The sequence below is a fragment of the uncultured Friedmanniella sp. genome, assembly GCF_964244005.1.
Lineage (GTDB): Bacteria > Actinomycetota > Actinomycetes > Propionibacteriales > Propionibacteriaceae > Microlunatus.
Genome location: NZ_CAXTHG010000005.1, coordinates 63013 through 81716, shown reverse-complemented (window position 1 = coordinate 81716; position 18704 = coordinate 63013). Strand labels below are relative to the sequence as shown.

Annotated in this window: 17 protein-coding genes; 7 read left to right on the top strand and 10 right to left on the bottom strand. The window is 71.7% G+C overall.

Features of this window, described 5'->3' with window-relative positions:
• Window position 1 precedes the first annotated feature (1 nt).
• Complete coding sequence (locus ACFE76_RS04745) at window positions 2–592, top strand: hypothetical protein (protein ID WP_375430593.1); 591 nt, start codon at window positions 2–4, stop codon at window positions 590–592.
• 42 nt (window positions 593–634) lie between these two features.
• Here the strand turns inward: ACFE76_RS04745 and ACFE76_RS04740 are convergent, their stop codons facing one another.
• The 5 genes from ACFE76_RS04740 to arr form a co-directional block, all read right to left on the bottom strand.
• Window positions 635–4003 (bottom strand): hypothetical protein, encoded by a 3369-nt coding sequence (locus ACFE76_RS04740; RefSeq protein ID WP_375430592.1) that lies wholly within the window; start codon window positions 4001–4003, stop codon window positions 635–637.
• 91 nt (window positions 4004–4094) lie between these two features.
• Window positions 4095–5144, bottom strand: coding sequence for a hemolysin family protein (locus ACFE76_RS04735; RefSeq protein WP_375430591.1), 1050 nt, complete (start codon window positions 5142–5144; stop codon window positions 4095–4097).
• Window positions 5141–6619, bottom strand: a complete 1479-nt coding sequence (locus ACFE76_RS04730) for a hemolysin family protein (protein ID WP_375430590.1) — start codon at window positions 6617–6619, stop codon at window positions 5141–5143. Before ACFE76_RS04730 ends, ACFE76_RS04735 begins: the two co-directional genes overlap by 4 nt.
• Window positions 6620–6737: 118 nt before the next feature.
• Window positions 6738–7919, bottom strand: a complete 1182-nt coding sequence (locus ACFE76_RS04725; RefSeq protein ID WP_375430589.1) for an MFS transporter — start codon at window positions 7917–7919, stop codon at window positions 6738–6740.
• A 1-nt stretch (window position 7920) separates the two neighbouring features.
• The gene (arr, locus tag ACFE76_RS04720) at window positions 7921–8331 is read right to left on the bottom strand and encodes an NAD(+)--rifampin ADP-ribosyltransferase (protein WP_375430588.1); all 411 of its coding nucleotides are present in this window, start codon (window positions 8329–8331) and stop codon (window positions 7921–7923) included.
• Between the two features lie 197 nt (window positions 8332–8528).
• On the opposite strand from arr, the gene ACFE76_RS04715 reads away from it, so the two are divergent.
• A complete protein-coding gene (locus ACFE76_RS04715; protein ID WP_375430587.1) occupies window positions 8529–8783 on the top strand; it encodes a hypothetical protein in 255 nt (84 codons plus the stop codon).
• A 126-nt stretch (window positions 8784–8909) separates the two neighbouring features.
• Window positions 8910–9197: a hypothetical protein gene (locus ACFE76_RS04710; protein ID WP_375430586.1), complete on the top strand. Its 288-nt coding sequence runs from the start codon at window positions 8910–8912 to the stop codon at window positions 9195–9197.
• Window positions 9198–9580: 383 nt separating this feature from the next.
• Here the strand turns inward: ACFE76_RS04710 and ACFE76_RS04705 are convergent, their stop codons facing one another.
• Window positions 9581–9901: an antibiotic biosynthesis monooxygenase family protein gene (locus ACFE76_RS04705; RefSeq protein ID WP_375430585.1), complete on the bottom strand. Its 321-nt coding sequence runs from the start codon at window positions 9899–9901 to the stop codon at window positions 9581–9583.
• 59 nt (window positions 9902–9960) lie between these two features.
• Between ACFE76_RS04705 and ACFE76_RS04700 the strand changes: the two genes are divergently transcribed.
• On the top strand, window positions 9961–10593 hold the full coding sequence (locus tag ACFE76_RS04700) for a TetR/AcrR family transcriptional regulator (RefSeq protein ID WP_375430584.1): 633 nt from the start codon (window positions 9961–9963) through the stop codon (window positions 10591–10593).
• Between the two features lie 36 nt (window positions 10594–10629).
• Here ACFE76_RS04700 and ACFE76_RS04695 read toward each other — a convergent pair whose 3' ends face one another.
• A complete protein-coding gene (locus tag ACFE76_RS04695) occupies window positions 10630–11307 on the bottom strand; it encodes a hypothetical protein (protein ID WP_375430583.1) in 678 nt (225 codons plus the stop codon).
• Window positions 11308–11407: 100 nt separating this feature from the next.
• Entirely contained in the window at window positions 11408–14671 is a 3264-nt protein-coding gene (locus ACFE76_RS04690) for a BTAD domain-containing putative transcriptional regulator (RefSeq protein WP_375430582.1), read from the bottom strand.
• A 130-nt stretch (window positions 14672–14801) separates the two neighbouring features.
• Between ACFE76_RS04690 and ACFE76_RS04685 the strand changes: the two genes are divergently transcribed.
• A complete protein-coding gene (locus ACFE76_RS04685; RefSeq protein WP_375430581.1) occupies window positions 14802–15749 on the top strand; it encodes an SDR family oxidoreductase in 948 nt (315 codons plus the stop codon).
• Window positions 15746–16678, top strand: a complete 933-nt coding sequence (locus tag ACFE76_RS04680; RefSeq protein ID WP_375430580.1) for a CPBP family intramembrane glutamic endopeptidase — start codon at window positions 15746–15748, stop codon at window positions 16676–16678. Before ACFE76_RS04685 ends, ACFE76_RS04680 begins: the two co-directional genes overlap by 4 nt.
• Here the strand turns inward: ACFE76_RS04680 and ACFE76_RS04675 are convergent.
• Together ACFE76_RS04675 and ACFE76_RS04670 are read right to left on the bottom strand one after the other, a co-directional pair.
• Window positions 16633–17319 (bottom strand): hemerythrin domain-containing protein, encoded by a 687-nt coding sequence (locus ACFE76_RS04675; RefSeq protein WP_375430579.1) that lies wholly within the window; start codon window positions 17317–17319, stop codon window positions 16633–16635. The two genes, ACFE76_RS04680 and ACFE76_RS04675, sit on opposite strands and share 46 nt — an antisense overlap.
• Entirely contained in the window at window positions 17316–17480 is a 165-nt protein-coding gene (locus ACFE76_RS04670; RefSeq protein WP_375430578.1) for a hypothetical protein, read from the bottom strand. Before ACFE76_RS04670 ends, ACFE76_RS04675 begins: the two co-directional genes overlap by 4 nt.
• Window positions 17481–17585: 105 nt before the next feature.
• Here ACFE76_RS04670 and ACFE76_RS04665 point away from each other — a divergent pair, with 105 nt between their 5' ends.
• On the top strand, window positions 17586–18629 hold the full coding sequence (locus tag ACFE76_RS04665; RefSeq protein ID WP_375430577.1) for a response regulator transcription factor: 1044 nt from the start codon (window positions 17586–17588) through the stop codon (window positions 18627–18629).
• Window positions 18630–18704 lie beyond the last annotated feature (75 nt).

Here is an 18704-nt window from a genome sequence, read left to right as displayed (position 1 = left end):
GATGATCGGCAGCGCGATCTGGTTCTACGGAGCGGACGCCGTCGGCAAGTCGGCGGTCGGCTGGGAGGCGTACACCCAGCTCGTGGCTCGCGGCCTCCCGTCCGCCTACGTCGACACGGACTACCTCGGCTTCTGCGACCCGCGGCCCGACGACCCGAGCGAGCTGGTCGCCGCCAACCTCGGTGCCCTCTGGACCAGTTACGCCGACCGAGGCATCCGCTACCTGGTGGTCTCAGGCATCCTCGTCACCGCTGAGCATCGCCAGCTGTTCGCGGCCACCCTCGCGCCGTACCCCTTGACCACGGTCTTGCTGCAGGCCCGGCCCAGCACCATCCGGGCCCGCATCCTGCGTCGTCGCCAGCGCGAGGCGGCCGAGCAGCAGACCAGCCTGAGCGACAGCGAGCTGCAGGAGCTGCACGACTACGGCGACCGCAGCGCCGGCTTCGCGACGCTGCTCGAACGCAGCAACTTCGCTGACTTCTCCCTGGCCACCGACGACGAGACTCCCGCGCCGATCGCCGCTCGGGCCCTTGACCGCCTCCGACTTGATCCAGGCAAGACGTCAGAAGCGGACGGTGCTCGAGCACTCTGAGCTCTTGACACGTCGGCCCGGGTACGCGGACCCCACCATCCGTCACTGGGGCGGGTCGGGCAGCCGCACCTCGGTCGCCGGACTGGGCGCATAGCCAGGGGAGCCGGAGTAGCGCAGCACGGCGTCGCCACCGCGTCCGGGCTCGAACGCCAGCCGGGCCAGGCCGTTGGCCTCGACCGGCGCCGACACGACCTCGGTGCTGTCGTCGTCGAAACGGGCCTGGACCGCGACGCTGCCGGTCGAAGGCGGCGGCCCACCGGCGGGCGAGGTCACCTGGACCAGCACGTTCCTGGCGTCGCGCTCGAGCAGCCGGACGGCCGTGGCCACGGCGGTGCTCGCGGCCATGGTGACCCCCGACCCGGAGCGCGGCGTGTCACCGAGCTCGGGGTGGTCGAGCCAGGTCCGCAGCCAGCTGCGACCCGCAGGCAGGTGCCGTTCGATCGCGTCCCAGATCGACGTGGCGGTCGACTCGACCTCCATCCGGACCGATCGGGTCTGACCGGGCTCCAGGTGCAGCCAGCGGTGGTCGACGTACGTGCGGTAGATGTTGCTGTCCTGCTGGACCTCGACCGCGGCACTGACCGGGTGGTCGTACGGGTTGTGCACGTCGACGATGCTGATCTCCCGGGTCGCGGGCGAGCTGGGCTTGGACGCGACCTCGAAGTAGTTGGACTGGGCGAGGTTGTTGTCGACGTCGGGCTCGTCCGCGGCCGCCCCGGGGATGCTCGTGTAGCGGTCGATCCGAGCCTGGATGCAGTAGTGCCGGTCCGCCGGTGGGGTCCAGTCGGCCGCGAACGTCGCGGTGCCCCCGGCGGCGATGTCGTGGGTGATCTTCGGGGCGAGGAGCTCCCACCCTTCGGAGTCCGGGTCGTCGGTGTTGAACGGTTTGACCGAGATCTTCACGGACACGTTCGGCGCCGGCAGGCCGCCGACGTTGGTCACGGTGGCGACGACCCGGTTGACGATGTTGACGATCGGCCGGTTGAGGAAGGCTGGGTCGACGTCGCTGACCTCGTTCTGGATCTCGATGTCCGGGCTCTTCCAGTCCCCCGCCTCACCGTTGTTGTTCCGGATCGCCGGGTCAGGCTGAGCGACCGGCCGCACGACCACGCGCACCTTGGCGACCCCGCCGACGATGGCGAGGACCTCGAGCCGGAACTCGGAGATGTCGTTCTGGTTCTCGGTGTTGAGGACGTCGTAGTCCTGCGCTGCCACGATCAGCGGACCTTCGCCGTCGCCGTCGTCGTTCAGCAGGATGATCGGGGTGCGGGCGTTGCCGACCACCGGCGGCGCCTTGTAGTTCCAGGCGTCGTAGCCCATCACCTGGCCTGAGGCGAACGCGGCCTGGTCGCCGAGGACGCCGGGGACCGGCGCCCGGAACTCGAAGAACCAGCTGATCTTCGGTGACACCTTCAGCTCGACCGCCGCGAAGCGCCCGGCGCTGGGCAAACCTGCCGACAGCGGAGCGAGGTCGAAGGTCTGGTCGTCGTCGAAGTCGTAGCTGAACGCCTTGACGTGAGCGGGGTCGAGGAAGCCCAGCAACAGCTTGTGCCGCGCGCTGAGGTGCGGCAGGCCAGCTTCGTTGGCCATCAGCTCGTGGGTCTTCAGGTCGCGGGCCTTCATCGCGTCGGTGAAGCCGGGACCGTTCATGTAGATGTCGTTCAGGCCGAGGGTGTGGCCGAGCTCGTGGCTGGAGACCTCCACGTTGGTGAAGCCGAGGCTGGGCGCGGTGGTCTGGTCGTGCGGCATGGCGACCTTCCCGAGCAGCACGTCGGCGTCGCCTCCCCCCAAGGTCTTGACCTTGTACGGGCCGGCCTTGCCGTTGGCCCGTGGCCAGACGATCTGCCCGCCACCCGCGCTGCGGACGATCATGAACACCGCATCCACCTGCTGCCAGTCGATACCAGTCCCCTGCAGCGCCCCGACGACCCGGTTCATCACGTCGTCCTTGGCGAGCCACTGGCCGTTGCTCATGGTGAACCAGTCGGACCAGGTCTGGCCCAGGCTCACCGGGCCCTGCACCGACCCGCCGACCAGCTGCAACCCGAGCCGGCCGCCGCTCTGCTCCCGGTAGAACGCGTCGACGCTGCCGGCGCCCGTGAGCACCGTGGCCCAGGTCGACTTCGCGTCGGCGATGGTGGGAGCCAGACTGGTCGGGCTGAGCGTCGTGGGCCACGTGGCGTCGCCGGTGTCGACGAGCACCGCAAGCACGCGCCAGCGGGGCAGCACCGCGCCCGCGGCGTCTCGGGGTAGGAGAGTGCCAGCGTCGTCGACCCCGCGGACCAGGGCCAGCGTGTGCAGCAACGGAGTCGAGGTACGGTCGCCGACCCACAGGGGCGGCCCGTCGACGGGGGACGTCTCGTCGAAGCCGACGGAGATCGGGGCGCGACCGAGCTCGGCACTGCCCGGTCCGGCGTCCCGCACGACCACCTCGGCTGCACCCAGGCCACCGCCGGCGAGCAGCCGGACCGTGGGCCGGACAGGATCGAACCCGTCACCGGGGTGCTCCGAGATCGTCGCCACGCCGGCCGGCTCGACGGTGATGGCCAGCTCGGCGCGGGTGTAACCGCTGACGCCGGTGTTGATCGGCACGTCGGACCAGCCGCCGGGCCAGATCGGCCCGCTCGGTACGCCGACGTCGACCCCGGGCCGCAGACCGGCGCTGGCGTCCAACGACACCAACCGGTCCTGGCCGGACACGACGAGCCGGCCGCCGACCATGATCGCCGCCGAGGGCTGGGTGATGCTGCGGCCCAGTAGCCGCTGCACGACCGGCAGCGGCGCGCTGAGGTCGAGCACGCCGACCCGGTGGGCGGGAGCGCGCTCGGTGGTCAGCAGCTGGGTGCGGTCGGGATCGGCCCAGCCGAGGAAGAAGGGACCGACCAGCCCACTGGTGAGCACCGTACGGGTGCCGTCCGGGTCGATCCTGGAGATGACGCCGCCCGCCTGCTCGGCGACGAAGAGGGCACCGTCCGCGCCGACCGCCAGCCCCACCGGTTGACCGAGACCGGCGACCACCACGTCCACGGCGCCACTGGCGAGGTCCACCCGGACCAGCCGGCCGCCCGCGCGGTCGGCGACGACGGCCGTCCCGTCACCGGGCAGCACCAGCTGGTGCGGCGCACCCAGGCCGCTCGCCACCTCGACGGCACCTGCTCGACCGGGCGCGAGCAGGTCCTGACGCAGGAGCGCGCCGGTCCGCTCGGTGATGAACGCGGTGTCGCCGTCGACCGCGATGCCCTCGGGCTCGTGGTAGCCGTCGCCCCACGGGGTCAGCGATCCGTCCTCGACGGCGAAAGCGAGCACGCGGCCGCCGGCCCAGTCGCAGGCGAGCACGGTCCGGACGTTCCACACCGCCGCCCCGATGACCGTTCCGACGACTCCATCGCCCCAGATCTGCAGCTCGGCCACGTCACTCCTCGTTCGCGCCCGCGGTGCGCCGGCGTTCAGCAGGAGGAGTTGCTGCTCGGGCGTGGTGATACGTCTGTCGCGCTGGCTGTTCCTACGAGCTCGTGCGGGAGGTGGCGTCCTCGACTTCGCCGACGAGGATCTCGATCACGTCCTCGAGGAACAGCACGCCGGTGGTGACGCCGTCCTGGTCGACGGAGCGGACGAGGTGGGAGCCGTCGCGGCGCATCCCGGCCAGCGCGTCCTCGAGGTCGCAGGTCTGCTCGGTGGCGCCGAGATGGCGAATCCGTGAGCGCGGGATCGGGAGCCGGGACGCCGGCCCGTCGACCAGGTCCAGCACGTCCTTGAGGTGGACGTAGCCGACGGGTTGCCCGGCGGGATCCTGGACGGGGTAGCGGGAGAAACCCCCGCGTTCGACGGCCCGTTGGACGTCGGCGGGAGTGGCCCGGGGCGGCAGACAGACGAGGTCGTCGATCGGGACCTCGACGTCGCCCACCTTCGCCTCGGTGAACTCGAAGGTGTTGGAGAGCGTCCCCGAGCGGTCGGCGAGGATGCCCTCGCGGGTGGACTGCTCGACGATGCCGGCCACCTCGTCGAGGGTGAACGCGCTCGTGGCCTCGTCCTTGGGCTCGACCCCGAACAGCCGCACGCCGCCGTTGGCCAGGGCGTTCAGCGACCAGATGATCGGTCGGAGGACCTTGGAGACCATGACCAACGGCGGCGCGAGCAGCAGGGCCGCGCGGGTGGGCACCGAGAACGAGAGGTTCTTGGGCACCATCTCCCCCAGCACGACGTGCAGGAAGGTGACCAGGAGCAGCGCGACGACGAACGAGACCACGCGCACGGTGTCCGCCGAAAGGCCCGTCGGCTCGAGCGCCAGCTCAGCCAGGTGGTGGATCGCCGGTTCGGAGACGTTGAGGATGAGCAGCGAGCAGATGGTGATGCCGAGCTGGGACGTCGCCAGCATCAAGGTGGCGTGCTCCATCGCCCACAACGTCGTCTTGGCCGCCCGGCTGCCCGCGTCGGCTTGCGGCTCCACCTGGGAGCGGCGGGCCGAGATGACGGCGAACTCCGCGCCGACGAAGAACGCGTTCGCGGTGAGCAGCGCCACGAGCCAGATCAAGCCGGGGAGGATCTCGCTCATCGGTCGACCTCCTGCCGGCCGGCGGTGCTCGGGTCGACGCCCGCCCGTTCCTGAGTCGTCTGCTGCTGGACCGCCTCTTCCTGGGCCGCCTCCTCCTGGGCCGCACGCTCCTGCCGTCGTTCCTGGCGGGACTTCTTGGGCTCGGTCTCGGCGTGCCCCTCCGCGAGCTCGGCGGGGTCGACCTCGGCCGGGGTGAACCGGACCCGGTCGACCCGGCCGCCGTCGATCCGCTCGACCCGAAGGGTCCCGGCGTCCAGGGCGACCTCGTCGCCGAGCTCGGGCAGCCGGTCGAGCCGGTCGGCGATGAACCCCCCGACGGTCTCGTACTCCTCGTCCTCAGGCACCTCGACCCCCGTACGGTCGACCAGCTCGTCGGGGCGCAACGCGGCGTCGAAGGTGAAGGAGTCACCCAGCCGCACCAGGTCGACCCGCGCCCGGTCGTGCTCGTCGGTGAGCTCCCCCACCAGCTCCTCGACCAGGTCCTCCAACGTCACGAGCCCTGCGGTACCGCCGTACTCGTCCACCACCACCGCCAGCTGGAAGCCCTCGCGGCGCAGCAGCCCGAGCAGTGTCTCCGTCGTCATCGACTCCGGCACCCGCGGCGGCTCGACCGCCAGCGACGCGGCCGGGACCCGGCGCCGTTCCTCCGTGCCGAGCGCGAACGCCTGCTTGATGTGCACGACCCCGCGGATGTCGTCAGCGTCCTCGCCGATCACCGGGAACCGGGAGCGGCCGGTGCGCCGAGACAGGTCGAGGACGTCGTCGGCGCTGTCGTCCAGCCGCAGCTTGTCCATCCGTACCCGCGGCGTCATGACGTCGGCGGCGGTCCGGTCACCGAAGCGCAGGGTGCGGCTGATCAGGGTGGCGTGGCCGGCGTCCAGGCTGCCCTCCCGCGCGGAGCGGCGGACCAACGAGCTCAGCTCCTCGGCGCTACGCGCCCCCGACAGCTCCTCCTTCGGCTCGATGCCGAACCCGCGCACGATCGCGTTCGCCGTGTTGTTGAACAGGGCGATCAGAGGCCGGAACACCATCGTGAACACCGTCTGGAACGGCAGGACCAGCTTGGCCGTCTCCACCGGCAGCGCCAGCGCGAGGTTCTTCGGGACCAGCTCGCCGACCACCATCGAGAACAGGGTCGCCAGCGCCACCCCCGTCACCGTCCCGACCGCCGGCACCGCCGACGGCGGCAGGCCCACCCCCTCGAGCGGGCCGGCGAGCAGCGCGCTCACCGCCGGCTCGAAGGTGAACCCCGTCAGCAACGTGGTCAGCGTGATCCCCAGCTGGGCACCAGACAGGTGCGTCGACGTGATCCGCAGGGCGTTGATCGTCGTGTCCAGCCGGCGTTCGCCGTCAGCCCGCCGGTTCTCGAGGTCGTTCCGGTCGAGGTTGACGAGGGCGAACTCCGAGGCGACGAACAGTCCGGTGCCCACCGTCAGCACCAGGCCGACCAGGACCATCAGCCACTCGAACCACACGGGGGATCCTCATCAGACACGGCCGCCCCGCGGAGGCGCAGGAGTTGGTGGTCGGCGTGACGGGCAACGATACCGGCTGTGCCGCGGCATCACGGTGTGTCGGCCGGACGGCCACAGGTCAGCCGGCGGGCTGCGGTGCGGCGACGTCCAGCGGGCCGCGCCGTCCCGCTGCCCACACGCTGAGGGCGAATGCGCTGAGAGCCGCGCCGGCGACGGTCACCGCCGTCCAGCCGCCGTGGGACCAGAGGAACGTGGCGAGGCCGGACCCGACGGCACCCCAGATGAAGTTGTTCGTGATGAAGGCGGTGTTGATGCGGCTTCGCGCTGAGGGGTCGACCTGGAACATCCGGGTCTGCAGCATGATGTTGTGACCCTGGATCGCCACGTCCAGCAGGATGATCGCTACCACGAGGAGCGCCACGGACGTGGCGCCGAGCCAGGCGACGACGAAGGCGAGGAGCACCACGCTCCAGGCCACCCCGATGGCGGGCACAGCCAGACCGCGGTCGTGGAGCCGGCCGGCCCGCTGGGCTGCGATCGCTCCGGCCAGGCCCACCAGACCGAACAGCCCGATGATCGAGACGGAGAACGAGAAGGGCGGGGCGCTCAACAAAAAGGTCAGCGACGTCCAGAACATCGTGAAGACCCCGAACGAGGTGCCGCCCAGCACGAGGCTCCACCGGATGACGCGTTCGCGCCGCACGATCGAAAACACGGACCCGATCAGCTCCGGGTACCTCAGCCGGGTGCGCGGCTCCATCGACGGAATCGCGCGGAAGAGCAGCACGGCCAGGACGACCGCGAGGACGGCGGCGGCGACGTAGATGGCGCGCCAGCCCGCGACGCCGGCGATCAGTCCGCTGACGGTCCGCGAGGCCAGGATGCCGGTCAGGATCCCCGCCACGACCGTACCGACCGCCCGGCCCCGGGTGGCGTCGTCAGCCAGGTCGCCCGCGAGCGGAACCAATATCTGCCCCGACACGGTCGTGAGGCCGACCAGGGCCAGCGTGACGATGAGCACGGTGAACGTCGGAGCCAGGGAGCTCGCCCCGAGGGCCGCCGCCGAGCAGAGCAGCGCGACCGGGACGAGGAAGCGTCGGTTGAGCAGATCTCCGAGCGGCACGAAGAGCAGGATGCCCAGCGCGTACCCGAGCTGCGTCGCGGTCACCAGCCACCCGGCCGACGCCGTGTCGGTCCGCAGGTCCCGGGCGATGAAGTCCAGGAGCGGTTGCGACCAGTAGAGATTGCCGACGGCGGCCCCGCCGGCGAGAGCGAAGAGGAACGTCAGACGTCGCGTCATGTCAGTTGAGGATCTCCGCCCGCGGGTCGGCGCGGAGTGCCGCAAGTCGTTCGTGCCACCACTGCAGCGCTTCTGGCGTCAGGCGTGTCCAGTCCGTGACCTCGCCGATCACCCGTAGCGGGGCAACGCTCCGGTAGGAACGCGTGGGGTTGCCCGGGAACTTCTTGTCGGTCACGTTCGGGTCGTCCTCGTACGCTCCGGTCGGCTCGACGGCGTACACCCGCGGGGCGCCCTCGCCGACCGCCAGCTCCGCCGCCAGTCCGGCGCCGTCGCGGAGAGCCGTGAAGTAGATGTGCCGCATCACGACCTCCGGCCGGTAGTTCGACCGGAAGCCGGCCGTCAGGTGGTCGCCGACGCGAAGGTCGGCCTTCGTGCCGTGGAAGAACGGCCCCTCATCCAGCGGCTGCGTCACAGCGACCAGGTTAGTGTCGTTCGGAGCCCGGCAGGCGTAGGGCAGGTCGACCGGGCTACCAGCAGCCACTGCTCAAACCGGCTTCGGCTTCATAGCGTGGAGCCCATGGACCAGTCCGAGGTACCTGACCGAGGTCGTGCCGGCCGGTCCGGCCCGGTGAGCCAGCTCCTCGTCCCTCCACGGCCCTGCTGCGGGGGTTGCACATCGCCTCCCTCAGCCCGGCGCTGCCCCTGATCCTGGTCAGGCTGTACGACGCCTCCACCGCCGAGCTCGGCTGGGTCCTCGGCGTCTACCACGCCAGCGGCTTCGTCTCCTCGATGCTGGTTCCTGCCTACGCCGACCGCCACCACGACGACCTGCGCCGAAGCTCGGCTGTGCAGTGCTCACCCTGGTGCAGGCGCTGCTCCTCGGGCTCACCACGACGCTGCCGCTGGCCGCGGTCGCCGTACTGAACCTCGCCACCACCTCCGCCCTCGGCGCCCAGCACCGACGACGCGTCATCGCGAACGACGGAGCCCCCGCCCGCCGAGCCGAGGAGGAGGACCTCGCGCTGAGCCGAAGCGCGATCGTGGCTGATCGTGGCCGCGTTCGTCCTGCTCCAGGCCGGGAACGCCACCGTCACATCGTTCCTGACGCTGTTCGTCGCCGAGACCCTACGCATGGACGTGGTCTGGGCCGGCATCGCCCTCGGGGTGGTCGCTGGCCTGGAGGTACCGGCCCTGGCGCTGATCGGTCGGCTCAGCGGGCGCTACTCCAGCCTCCGGCTCCTGACCACCGGCACGGTGTCCGGAATCGTTTACTACGTGGGGATTGCCGCGACCCCCGGCTCCGCTTTGCTCCTCCTCCTACAGCCCCTGAACCCCTGAGCGTTCGCCGCCATCGCCGGCGTCGGTCTGCCTCTGTTCCAGCAGATGATCCCGCGACCCGGCCTGTCCACCGGTCTCTTCACGAACACCCGCCGCGTCGCTGCGATAGCCTTCGGACCGCTCATCGCCCTCGGTTCCCTTGCGTGCTAGGAAACCGCGGCGGCTTCGTCGGCTGTGCCGTCCTCACCGCTGCGGCCCTGGCCGTCATCGGCATCGCCAGCAGGCGGCAAGGCACCTGACGGACGAGGCATTGCCCTCGACCCTGCGCCGGCGAGGTGGCCAAAACCGCCAAACCCCCAGCACGCACTTCAGCTGGTTTGAGCGCGAGCTTTGGCCACCCGCTCGCCCCCTATCGGGAAGGGTCAGCTCGCGTCTCCACCGGATCAGCCCAACGCAGGCACGGGGTCGACGGAGCCCTCGTGGACGACGTCGTAGAGCCCCGGGGTGGAGGTGAAAGCCGCCCACTCAGGCCGGCTCACCAGGGCACGAAAGCCCTGGTCGTGGGCGGCGCGCCAGTGCTCGGCGCTGCGCCACACACCGTGGTTGAGAAACCGGTACCGAGCATCCGCGTCGACCGACCGGTGGAGCTGGTGGCTGACGTAGCCCGGCTTGGTCACCATGTAGTGGTTGACCTCGGTCCACAGCCGGAAGAACTCGTCCTCCTGGCCGGCAGGGACTTCGAAGCAGTTGAAGAACTGGATCATAACGACTCCTCTCAATACTGCACTAGTGTGCAATGAATGCACATAGGTATAGTGCACTGGTGACCACGAGTCAAGAGGCAGAGCCGGGTTCCGTGCGCCGACCAGAAGCGGGACGGGTCGCGCAGAAGCGCCGGACCAGGGCAGCGATCGTCGAGGCGACCACCCGTCTGATCGCCCTTGGACGCGACCCGTCGGTGGACGACATCGCCGCCGAGGCCGACGTCTCGCGGCGCACGGTCTACATGCACTTCCCGACCGTGGACCAGCTGGTGCTCGACGCGACGGCGGGCGCGCTCAGCGCGGCACTGGTCGACGCCGCCCTCGACGAGAACAGAGGCGGCGATGCCGTGAGCGCCGTTGACGGGCTCGTCCGGGCTCTGCTGGCCACGGCCTCGGTCACGCTGCCGCTGGGGCGCAAGATCATCGCGTTGACCGTCGACGTGCCGGCGCCGGCGCATGACGGTCCGCGGCGCGGCTACCGGCGCGTCGGCTGGATCGAGAACGCCCTGGAACCGGCCCGGGAGCAGCTGGGCGCCGAGCGGTACGACCGGTTGCTGTCGGCATTGACCGTCATCATCGGCTGGGAGGCGATGGTGGTCCTCCGCGACGTCCGCGACCTCACCGCCCACCAGGAAGAAGAGACCCTCCGGTGGGCGGCCACCAGCCTGGTTCGCGCCGCTCTCGCCGAGTGACCAGCGCCAACCCGTACGGGTGAGCGGCTCGAGCCGCTAGTGCGAAACGCCCACGACCAGCTCGGCGTGGGCCGCACCGGGCGACTTCTCCCCCGCTCTGGTCGAGCGGACGGCGATAAGGCCTAGCCCACCGATCATGACAGCCCGGGCCAGCTCGACCTGCAGCCCGGTCGTGACCGCCTGTTCCGGCAGCGGGATCAAGACGATCATGGACCCGACCAGCCCCACAACGCCGATCCAGCGCGGCAGCGCCCGGCAGCGGACCAACGCGATGCTCAAGATCAACAACCCAGCCACCAGGACGAGACCGAAGATCATCTGTTCCGTCGCGAAGAGCGGGGAGTCGATGATCATGTCGTCGTGGGAGATCAGCTCCGGTGCCCGCCGCGCTACGACCGGTCCGAGCAGAGCCATCACCACCAGGTGCGGGACGGCACTCAGCAGGTTGCCGAGGAAGTACAAGACGAAGCCGACCAGGCCGAGGCGGCCGAGCCGGCCAGCGAGCCAGCCGTACACGCCGGGCAGCCCGAGCAGCAGCAGTACGGTCCCGATCAGCAGGGTCAGACTGCCGAGAAGCTCGCCGGGTGCGGTGATGGCGGCGATGCTGTGGGCCTCGCCGTCGACGACGGGGTGCAGCACGCCGCCGATGAGGCAGCCGACGGCGCCGAGGACCAGGGCGGATCCGCTCAGGGAGCGGAGGATCAAGGGGTTCACGAGGGTGGCCTTTCCGGTGGCAGCAGGGCGCCTGGTGCGCCGCGACCTGATCACCCTCGCTCGATCCGCTCACCAGCCACTTGCGAACGAGTTGCGGCCCTCAGCCGCCCGCGGCGAGGCGGGCGCTGACCTGGGCGGCTCGTGCCGACCACGCGCGGTTGCCGTACCGGTCCGCCAGGGCGCGTGCCGCCTGCACGTGTCGGATGGCGTCGTCCCGCCGTCCGAGGGCCGCGGCGGTCAGGCCGAGCACGTGGTCGACCGGACCGAGGGTCATCGAGCCGCTCGACAGCCCGGCCAGGCGGCCCGTGAAGGGAGTCAGCTCGGCGTAGCCGGCCTCGCAGCCGGCAAGGTCACCGAGCTCGGCTGCGTTGGCCGCGCGCACGAAACGGAAGAAGTCCCACAGGTACGCATGCGGCAGCGGCTCCAGACTCGCCGTCAGCGACCTCGCTTCGACCCGCTCGCCGGCGTCCAGGAGCGCGCGGACCAGCAGGTCGCGGAAGGGCAGCTGCGGCGCGTCGAGGTAGCTCTGCAGATCGGCGCGCAGGGCTGAGGTGTCGCCGCGCGCGGCCGCAGTCGCGAACCGCAGCAGCACCGCCAACCCGGCGGCGTTGGGGTCACCGCTTGCCTCCATGCCGGCCACGACCGCGCCGTACTCGACCTCGGCGCCCTCGAGGTCCCCGACCACGAGCCGGCGGGCCCCGTCGAAGAGCGCGCTGACCCCCAGCAGCCCGGGCAGCTGACCGGCGGCCGCGCAGCGGACGGCCTGCTCGACCTGCACCTCCGCCGCCGTCAGGTCGCCGTCCCCGGCTGCCGCGCCGAACAGGATGTGCCGCGCGACGGCCTCGTGACCGACGGAGCCCGCCCGCTGGGCAGCGGCCAGCATCTCGTGCCCGACCTGCCACTGGCGGTCGGGCGGTCGCGGCGGCGAGGTGACCAGGTAGGCGGCGTTCAGCGCCTGGCAGATCAGCCTCGGGTCCCCGGTCATTGACGCCAGCGCAACAGCCTCCGCGGCCGCCTCCTCTGCGCGCGGGACCAACGCGCTGGACTCGGTCTCCAGCACGAGCGAGGAGAGCAGCCGGCAGCGCAACGCCAGGTCCGCCTGCCCGGTCTCGGCCAGGGCACGCTCGAGGCGCTCGACCAGCTGGGTGTCGACTCGGCCGAGCTCGCGGATTGTCCAGACCGTCGGGGTGTCCCAGGTGAGCTGTTCGGCCACGTCCCGGGGCGTGCCGTCGGTCTGGGCGAGCTGGACCGCGACGGCGCGGGTGGCCCGGGCGGCGGCGGTGTCACCCGTTCCGGCCTGGGCGCCGCCGAGCAGCCGCAGCAGCCGTAGCCGGCGCGGCGGGTCGGCTGGCAGCAGGTCGAGGGCGGCGAGCGCTCCGCTGGCGTACCGGACGACCTCACCTGACACCCCGATGGCCGCGGCCGCCGTCGCGGCCGTCTCGAGGTGACCGGCAGCTCGTGCCGCCGTCCGCGGTTCGAGGCTGGCCGCGGCGTGGTGCGCCAGCGCCTCCACCCCGTCCGGACGGTCGCGTTCGAGCACGCCCAGCAGGTCCGCATGCAGCCGGCGGCGGCGGAGCGGCGGCAGACGTTCGTACAGCGTGTCGCGGGTCAGCGCGTGGGCGAACCGCGGCCCGGACGGACCGCGCAGCTCCAGCAGCCCCGCGACCAGGCCGGCGTCCAGCGCCTCCAGCACCTCGTCCTCGGTCAGGCCCCCGCGGACCTGTTCCACGGTGACCAGCAGGTCGAGGTCGAGGTCCCGGCCCAGGACGGCGGCCCGCGCCAGCAGGTCGACCACCGACGCCGGTAGCCGGTCGATCCGGCGGTTCAGCAGCTCACGGATCACCGGCGGCACCGACAGGCCGGCAGTAGCGCCCTCGGCCGAGACGAGCTGACCGATCTCGCGGAGGAACAAGGGGTTGCCTCCCGAGCGGGCGACCAGCGCCTGAGCGGTGTCGGCCGGAAGGGACCGGCGACCGAAGCGGGAGAGGAGTACGGTGGCGGGCTCCGCCGCGAGGCCGGCGAGCTCGACCTGCAGCACCGTCCGCTCGGCGACTGCGGCCAGGGCGGTCCCGAGCGCCGCACCGACATGGTCGCTGCGAAACGTGCCGACCACCAGCAGCGCTACCCGGGTAGCCAGCACCTGCCGCAGCACCTGCAGCGTCTCCTCCTCAGCGCGGTGCAGATCCTCCAGCAGCACCAGGACGGGGCGACCGGACTGCTCGGCCAGCGAGCGCTCCACCATCCGGCCCAGGGTGAAGGCGTCGGCCGGAGCCACCGCCTCGGTCCGGCCGAGCTCGCGCAGCACCTCCTGCCACGGCCAGCCGGACGGGGCGCCCACCACGTCCGGGCAGCGGCTCCGAGCCACGACCACGTCGTCCGGCAAGCGCTGGGCGAGCTGCTCGGCGAGCGTCGACTTGCCGATCCCCGCCTCACCGCTGACCCAGACCACCCCGGGCCGGCCGCTCGCGCTGACCAGGTCGAACGCCTCCCGCAGCCGGGTCAGCTCATCCTCCCGACCTACGAAGGTGTCGATGGGTACCGGTGCCGGTGCGGGAGCCGGCCCGGTATCGGCCAGGTCCGGCTGCGGCGAAGGGGCTGGCGGGCCGGCCAGGCGGTCGGCGTGGCCGAGGACGTCCACCTCGAGCGCCCGCAGCCGCGGACCGGGGTCGACACCGAGCTCCTCGGCGAGGTCGCTGCGGATCCGGGCGATCGCGGCCAGCGCCTCACCCTGGCGACCGTCGCGGTACAGCGCGGTCGCGAGCAGCTCGACCCCCTTTTCGCGCAGCGGGTGCTCCCGCACGTGCGGCAGCAGCACCGACGACGCGGCCGCCGCGCGGCCTAGCTTGAGCAGCGCGGCCGCCCGTAGCTCGGTCGCCCCTGCTCGCCGCTCGATCAGCGCCTCCGCCACCGGTCGGGCCCAGGCATGGTCGGCGTAGGCGGCGAAGGGGGCCCCGTGCCAGCAGGCGTCCGCACGTTCCAACAGGTCGACGACCTGGGCTGGATCGTCGGTCCGGCCAGCTTGGGCGGTCAAGACGTCGAACCACCACGAGTCGACGGCCTCGACGGGCAGGTTCAGCCGGTAGCCTGGCGGCGCGCTGACGATCACCGCCGCCGGCCGCCGTCGCACCCGGGCGGGCTCGAGGGCACGGCGGAGCTTGGAGACGTACGCGTGCAGCGCGGCCAGCGCCTTGGGGGGCGGTTCGCCGGCCCACAGGTCCTCGACGAAGCGGTCGACCGAGACCAGCCGCCCGGGACCGGCCGCCACCAGCATCGCCAGGACCGCCCGCTGACGAGGCCCGCCGAGCTCCACGTCGACCCCGTCCAGGCGCGCAGCGACCGCTCCGAGGACCGCGATCTCGAGCACGCGGCGAGCCTAACGGCCACGCCTGCCCAACGTCGCGTACCGCCGCCAACTCAGCGCCAAGCCGTTCTCAAGCGGCCGCCGGCACCGTGGCGACATCCGGCGCATCCAGCGCCCTGCTCAAGGACGGACGATGAATCCCTCACCTCCTGATCCCCATCAGCTCGCCCCGGTGCTGGTCGTCGGGGCCACCGGCACCATCGGCGGTGCGACCCTGGCCGCGCTCGTCGCCCGCGGCGTACCGGTCCGCGTGCTGGTCCGCCGCCACCAGGACGGCCCGGCCTTCACCGACGTCGAGCAGGTCGTCGGTGACCTCGCCGATGCCGGAGCGGTCCGCGACGCTCTCGCCGGGGTCTTCGCCGCCTGCTACGTCTCGCCCCACGCCGACGACGAGGAGCAGCTGGCCCAGACCTTCGTCAACGCGTGCGCCAACGCCGGCGTCCGGCTCGTCTTCGTCGGGGTGCACGTCAGCGGACGCACCCGACGCGGCCGGCTGAGCGGTGTGCTGATGAGCGGGCTCTTCCGGGCCTACCGGCCCAAGCTGCGGATCGGGCGGCTGGTGGAAGTGACGCTGCCCAGCGCGGTGCTGCTGGTGCCCACCAACTTCTACGACAACGACCTGCTCTTCGCCGACGAGATCCTCGCTGGCTCCTACCCCTGCCCGCTGCGCGGGATGAATCGGGTCGCGGTCGCCGACGTCGGCGAGGTCGCTGCCCGGGTGCTGCTCCGCCCGGACCTCCCGGCGGGCACCTACCCGGTCTGCGGACCGCAGACACTCAGCGGCTCCCAGTCCGCCGCAGTCTGGGCCGACGTCCTCGGTCGGCCGGTGAACTACACCGGCGACGACCCGGAGCTCTGGCGGGCGGTCGCCGCGCGGCGACTACCCGCCGGGCGGAAAGGAACCGACTACCGGGCCTCCTTCCGGCTGCTCGGCCGGCTCGCCCAGCAGACCCACCCGGCCGCTGTCGCCCGGACGGCCGAGCTGCTCGGCCGGTCCCCGTTGGCTTACGACGACTGGGTGCGAGCGCAGGTCGCGGGCCTGATCGGCCGGCCTGGCCCGAGCGAGGTGCGGTCCGCATGAGCGTGACCCGCGCTCCCGTGCCGGCGCCGATCGAGCACCGTGGACGCAGGCCGTCGGTAGCGCTCTACCTGACGGTCGTCGCCGCACTGGTGGTGCCGGCCAACGTGGTCGCCGCGGACCTGGGGGCCGACGCCCAGCACCCCGACCAAGGGTCGGGGTTGGTGCAGCTGGCTCTCTACGGTCAGGCGGTGATCCCAGCGGTCGCAGCCCTGCTGGCCTGGGCCGTGGCCCGGACCCGACCGACCTGGGGTTTCCGCCGCGCTTCCTGGCGCAGCCTGGGCGCGGCATGGCTGGTCGGCGTGCTCGCGGTGGCGCTCAGCTACGCGGGAGTCTGGCTGAGCGGGGCCGGCCGGTTCGCGGCCGCCGGCTGGTCCGGCACCTGGGGTGGCCTGCCGTCCATGTTGGTCGTGCCTACAGGCCTTGTGATGGGCGTCCTGCCCTGGATGGCGCTCGCCGTCGGCGAGGAGCTCGGCTGGAACAGCTTCCTCGCCCCGAGACTCGCCGCCCGGCTCCGCGCAGACCGAACCGCTCTCGCGGTGGGAGGCTTGTGGGCCGCGTTCCACCTGCCGCTGATCCTGCTGGTGCCGGGCGCGGTGCCCGTCGGCGTACCGACGCTCTGGACAGCCGCCTGGTTCGTGGTCGAGTGCGTGGCGCTGGCCTACCCCCTGGTCTGGCTCCGACTGAGGACCGGCAGCCTCTGGCCGGCGCTCGTGCTGCACGGCTCCTTCAACGCCGCGCTCTACCTCGTCGCCGAACCGGCGACGCGAGCCACCGCCAGCACCGGCTGGTTCAGCGATGAGGGCGGGCTCCTGACCTCCGTCGGCACCGTCCTCGCCGTCATCCTCACCCGGCGTCTCTGGCGGGTCGGGTCGGACTCTGTCGGTCAGGGGCGGCGGCGGCCGTGCACCCGTCGGGCTCGCCGGGCGTAGACCAGCGAACCGATCCTGGGGATGAGTACGCGGACCGGTAGCGGCGCGCTCGACAGCATGGTGGCGAGAACAGCCCGGTCTCCTTCGTAGGCGAACATGCCCAGGACCAGCGGCATGGTCGGTGTGGGGATGGACGCCGCTCCCGCCTCGCCCACCGCGTGCCACTCCTCGTCGGTGAGCACCGCTGCCGCCAGTGGAAGCAGCGCCCGCTCCTCGAGGTCCAGGTGGTCGCGCAACACGAGATGCAGCCGCTCGAGGGCCGCCGCCAGACGTTCCCGGAGGCCGGCGACGGGGTGGGCGGCCCACGCAGAGCGGAGCTGCTCGACGTCGCGAAGGGTCGCGTCGATGTCCTCGTGCTGTGCTTCGACCGCCTCGATGACCAGCAGGGCGTCCGATCCCGTCCGGGCCCGCAGCTTGGGCCAGAGCAGATCGTCCTCACCCTGGTGATGGTGGTGCAGCAGCTCGCCCAGGAACCGGAGATGGTCGGCGACGACGCCCGCCTGCCTGCTGTCGGCCTCGGCGACGCGACGGACCGCGGCCGGAGCGAGCCGGAACTCGCGCAGCATCGCGGTGTGCACGAGGACCATGTCCCGGGTGTCGACCAGTGGCCGGTCGGACCGAGACGAGTCAGGCGCCGTCACCGGAGCACCTGACTCTCGTCGGTACGGGCGGGAGCGGTCGGGGTCGGGCACACCCACCGTCCCAGCTCCCAGTTCCACCAACAGCGGGAGTGCTGGTGCTCGCTGGTCCACCACAGGCGGGACGGGACGGTCGGTGAGCTGGAGGGTGCCGTAGGGGTCATGGCTCAACTGTCGCGGCTCGGCTTGGGCCGGGCTATCCCAACAATGTGGGGATTTCTGTGCCGCCAGCGGGTCCGCCGCCGCTGCCGATCGGTCATGATGACCGCATGACCACCATGCGTCGACGGACGCGTTCGCTGCCCGAGCGGGTCCGCGCGGCGACCGCCGGAAGCTGCCAGATGGAGTCGCTGGCCGACGCCGTCTTCGCCGCCATCGCCGCCGAGGTGCCGTTCAGCTTTGCCTGCCTGGCCACGACCGACCCGATCAGCGGCCTCATCAACGCCGCGTACAAGTCCAGCCCGTTGCCCTTGGGCGAGGAGGACTTCGCCGCCGCCGAGTACGGGGCACCCGACATCAACCAGTTCACCGAGCTCGCCCAGCGTGCCGTACCGGTCGGGGTGCTCTCGATCGACACCAACGGCCATCCCGAACAGTGTCGGCGACTCCGGGAATACATGACCCCGCAGTTCGGGTTCAGCGACGAGCTGCGGCTGGTGTGCCGCGGTCAGACGACGACCTGGGGTGTGCTGGCCCTCTACCGCGGGCAGGACGAACCGCCGTTCACCGCGGCGGAGGGACTGCTCGTCGCGAGCGCGCACGAGGTTGTGGCGGACGCCGTTCGACGGGTGCTCTACGCCGACAACCCCGCCACCCCGACCACAAGTGACGCCCCGGTGGTCCTCATCGTCGACGCCACCGACCGGGTCGTGGACATGAGCAGCGGAACCGAGAAGGTGATCGAGGAGCTGGGCGGGTGGGACCACGGGTCGCTGCCCGCGAGCGTGCTTTTCGTCGCCGTGTCAGCCCGCACGACAGGACGTCCGGTCGAAGCCCGCATCCCCGTCGCGACCGGCGGCTGGCTCCGCGCACGAGCCGTGGCGCTCACGGGAGCGGCTTCGGAGCGGCCGGTCGTGCTGACCGTCGAGCGGGCCGATCCGGCGACCGTCGGCCAGATGACAATCGCCGCGCGCGGACTCACGGCCCGGGAGCAGGAGATCGTCGCCCACATCCTCCAGGGCGCCTCGACCAAGGACGTCGCTGCGGCCCTGCACCTCTCGCCGCACACCGTCCAGGACCACCTCAAGTCGGTCTTCGACAAGCTCGGCGTGAGCAGCAGACGCGAGCTGATCGGCCAGTTCGTGCTCACCTGAACCGAGGCGAGATCCCCACAGACCTGGGATGGCGCCGGCCGGTCGCCGCAGTAACGCTCGTTCCGTGAGCTCACA

Bases quoted from the DNA above. Each gene is read 5' to 3' on its own strand.
- ACFE76_RS04705 (WP_375430585.1), bottom strand. From the start codon at position 9,901: ATGATCCAGTTCTTCAACTGCTTCGAAGTCCCTGCCGGCCAGGAGGAC.
- ACFE76_RS04735 (WP_375430591.1), bottom strand. From the start codon at position 5,144: ATGAGCGAGATCCTCCCCGGCTTGATCTGGCTCGTGGCGCTGCTCACC.
- ACFE76_RS04670 (WP_375430578.1), bottom strand. From the start codon at position 17,480: ATGACCCCTACGGCACCCTCCAGCTCACCGACCGTCCCGTCCCGCCTG.
- ACFE76_RS04745 (WP_375430593.1), top strand. From the start codon at position 2: ATGATCGGCAGCGCGATCTGGTTCTACGGAGCGGACGCCGTCGGCAAG.
- ACFE76_RS04685 (WP_375430581.1), top strand. From the start codon at position 14,802: ATGAATCCCTCACCTCCTGATCCCCATCAGCTCGCCCCGGTGCTGGTC.
- ACFE76_RS04680 (WP_375430580.1), top strand. From the start codon at position 15,746: ATGAGCGTGACCCGCGCTCCCGTGCCGGCGCCGATCGAGCACCGTGGA.
- ACFE76_RS04665 (WP_375430577.1), top strand. From the start codon at position 17,586: ATGACCACCATGCGTCGACGGACGCGTTCGCTGCCCGAGCGGGTCCGC.
- ACFE76_RS04725 (WP_375430589.1), bottom strand. From the start codon at position 7,919: ATGACGCGACGTCTGACGTTCCTCTTCGCTCTCGCCGGCGGGGCCGCC.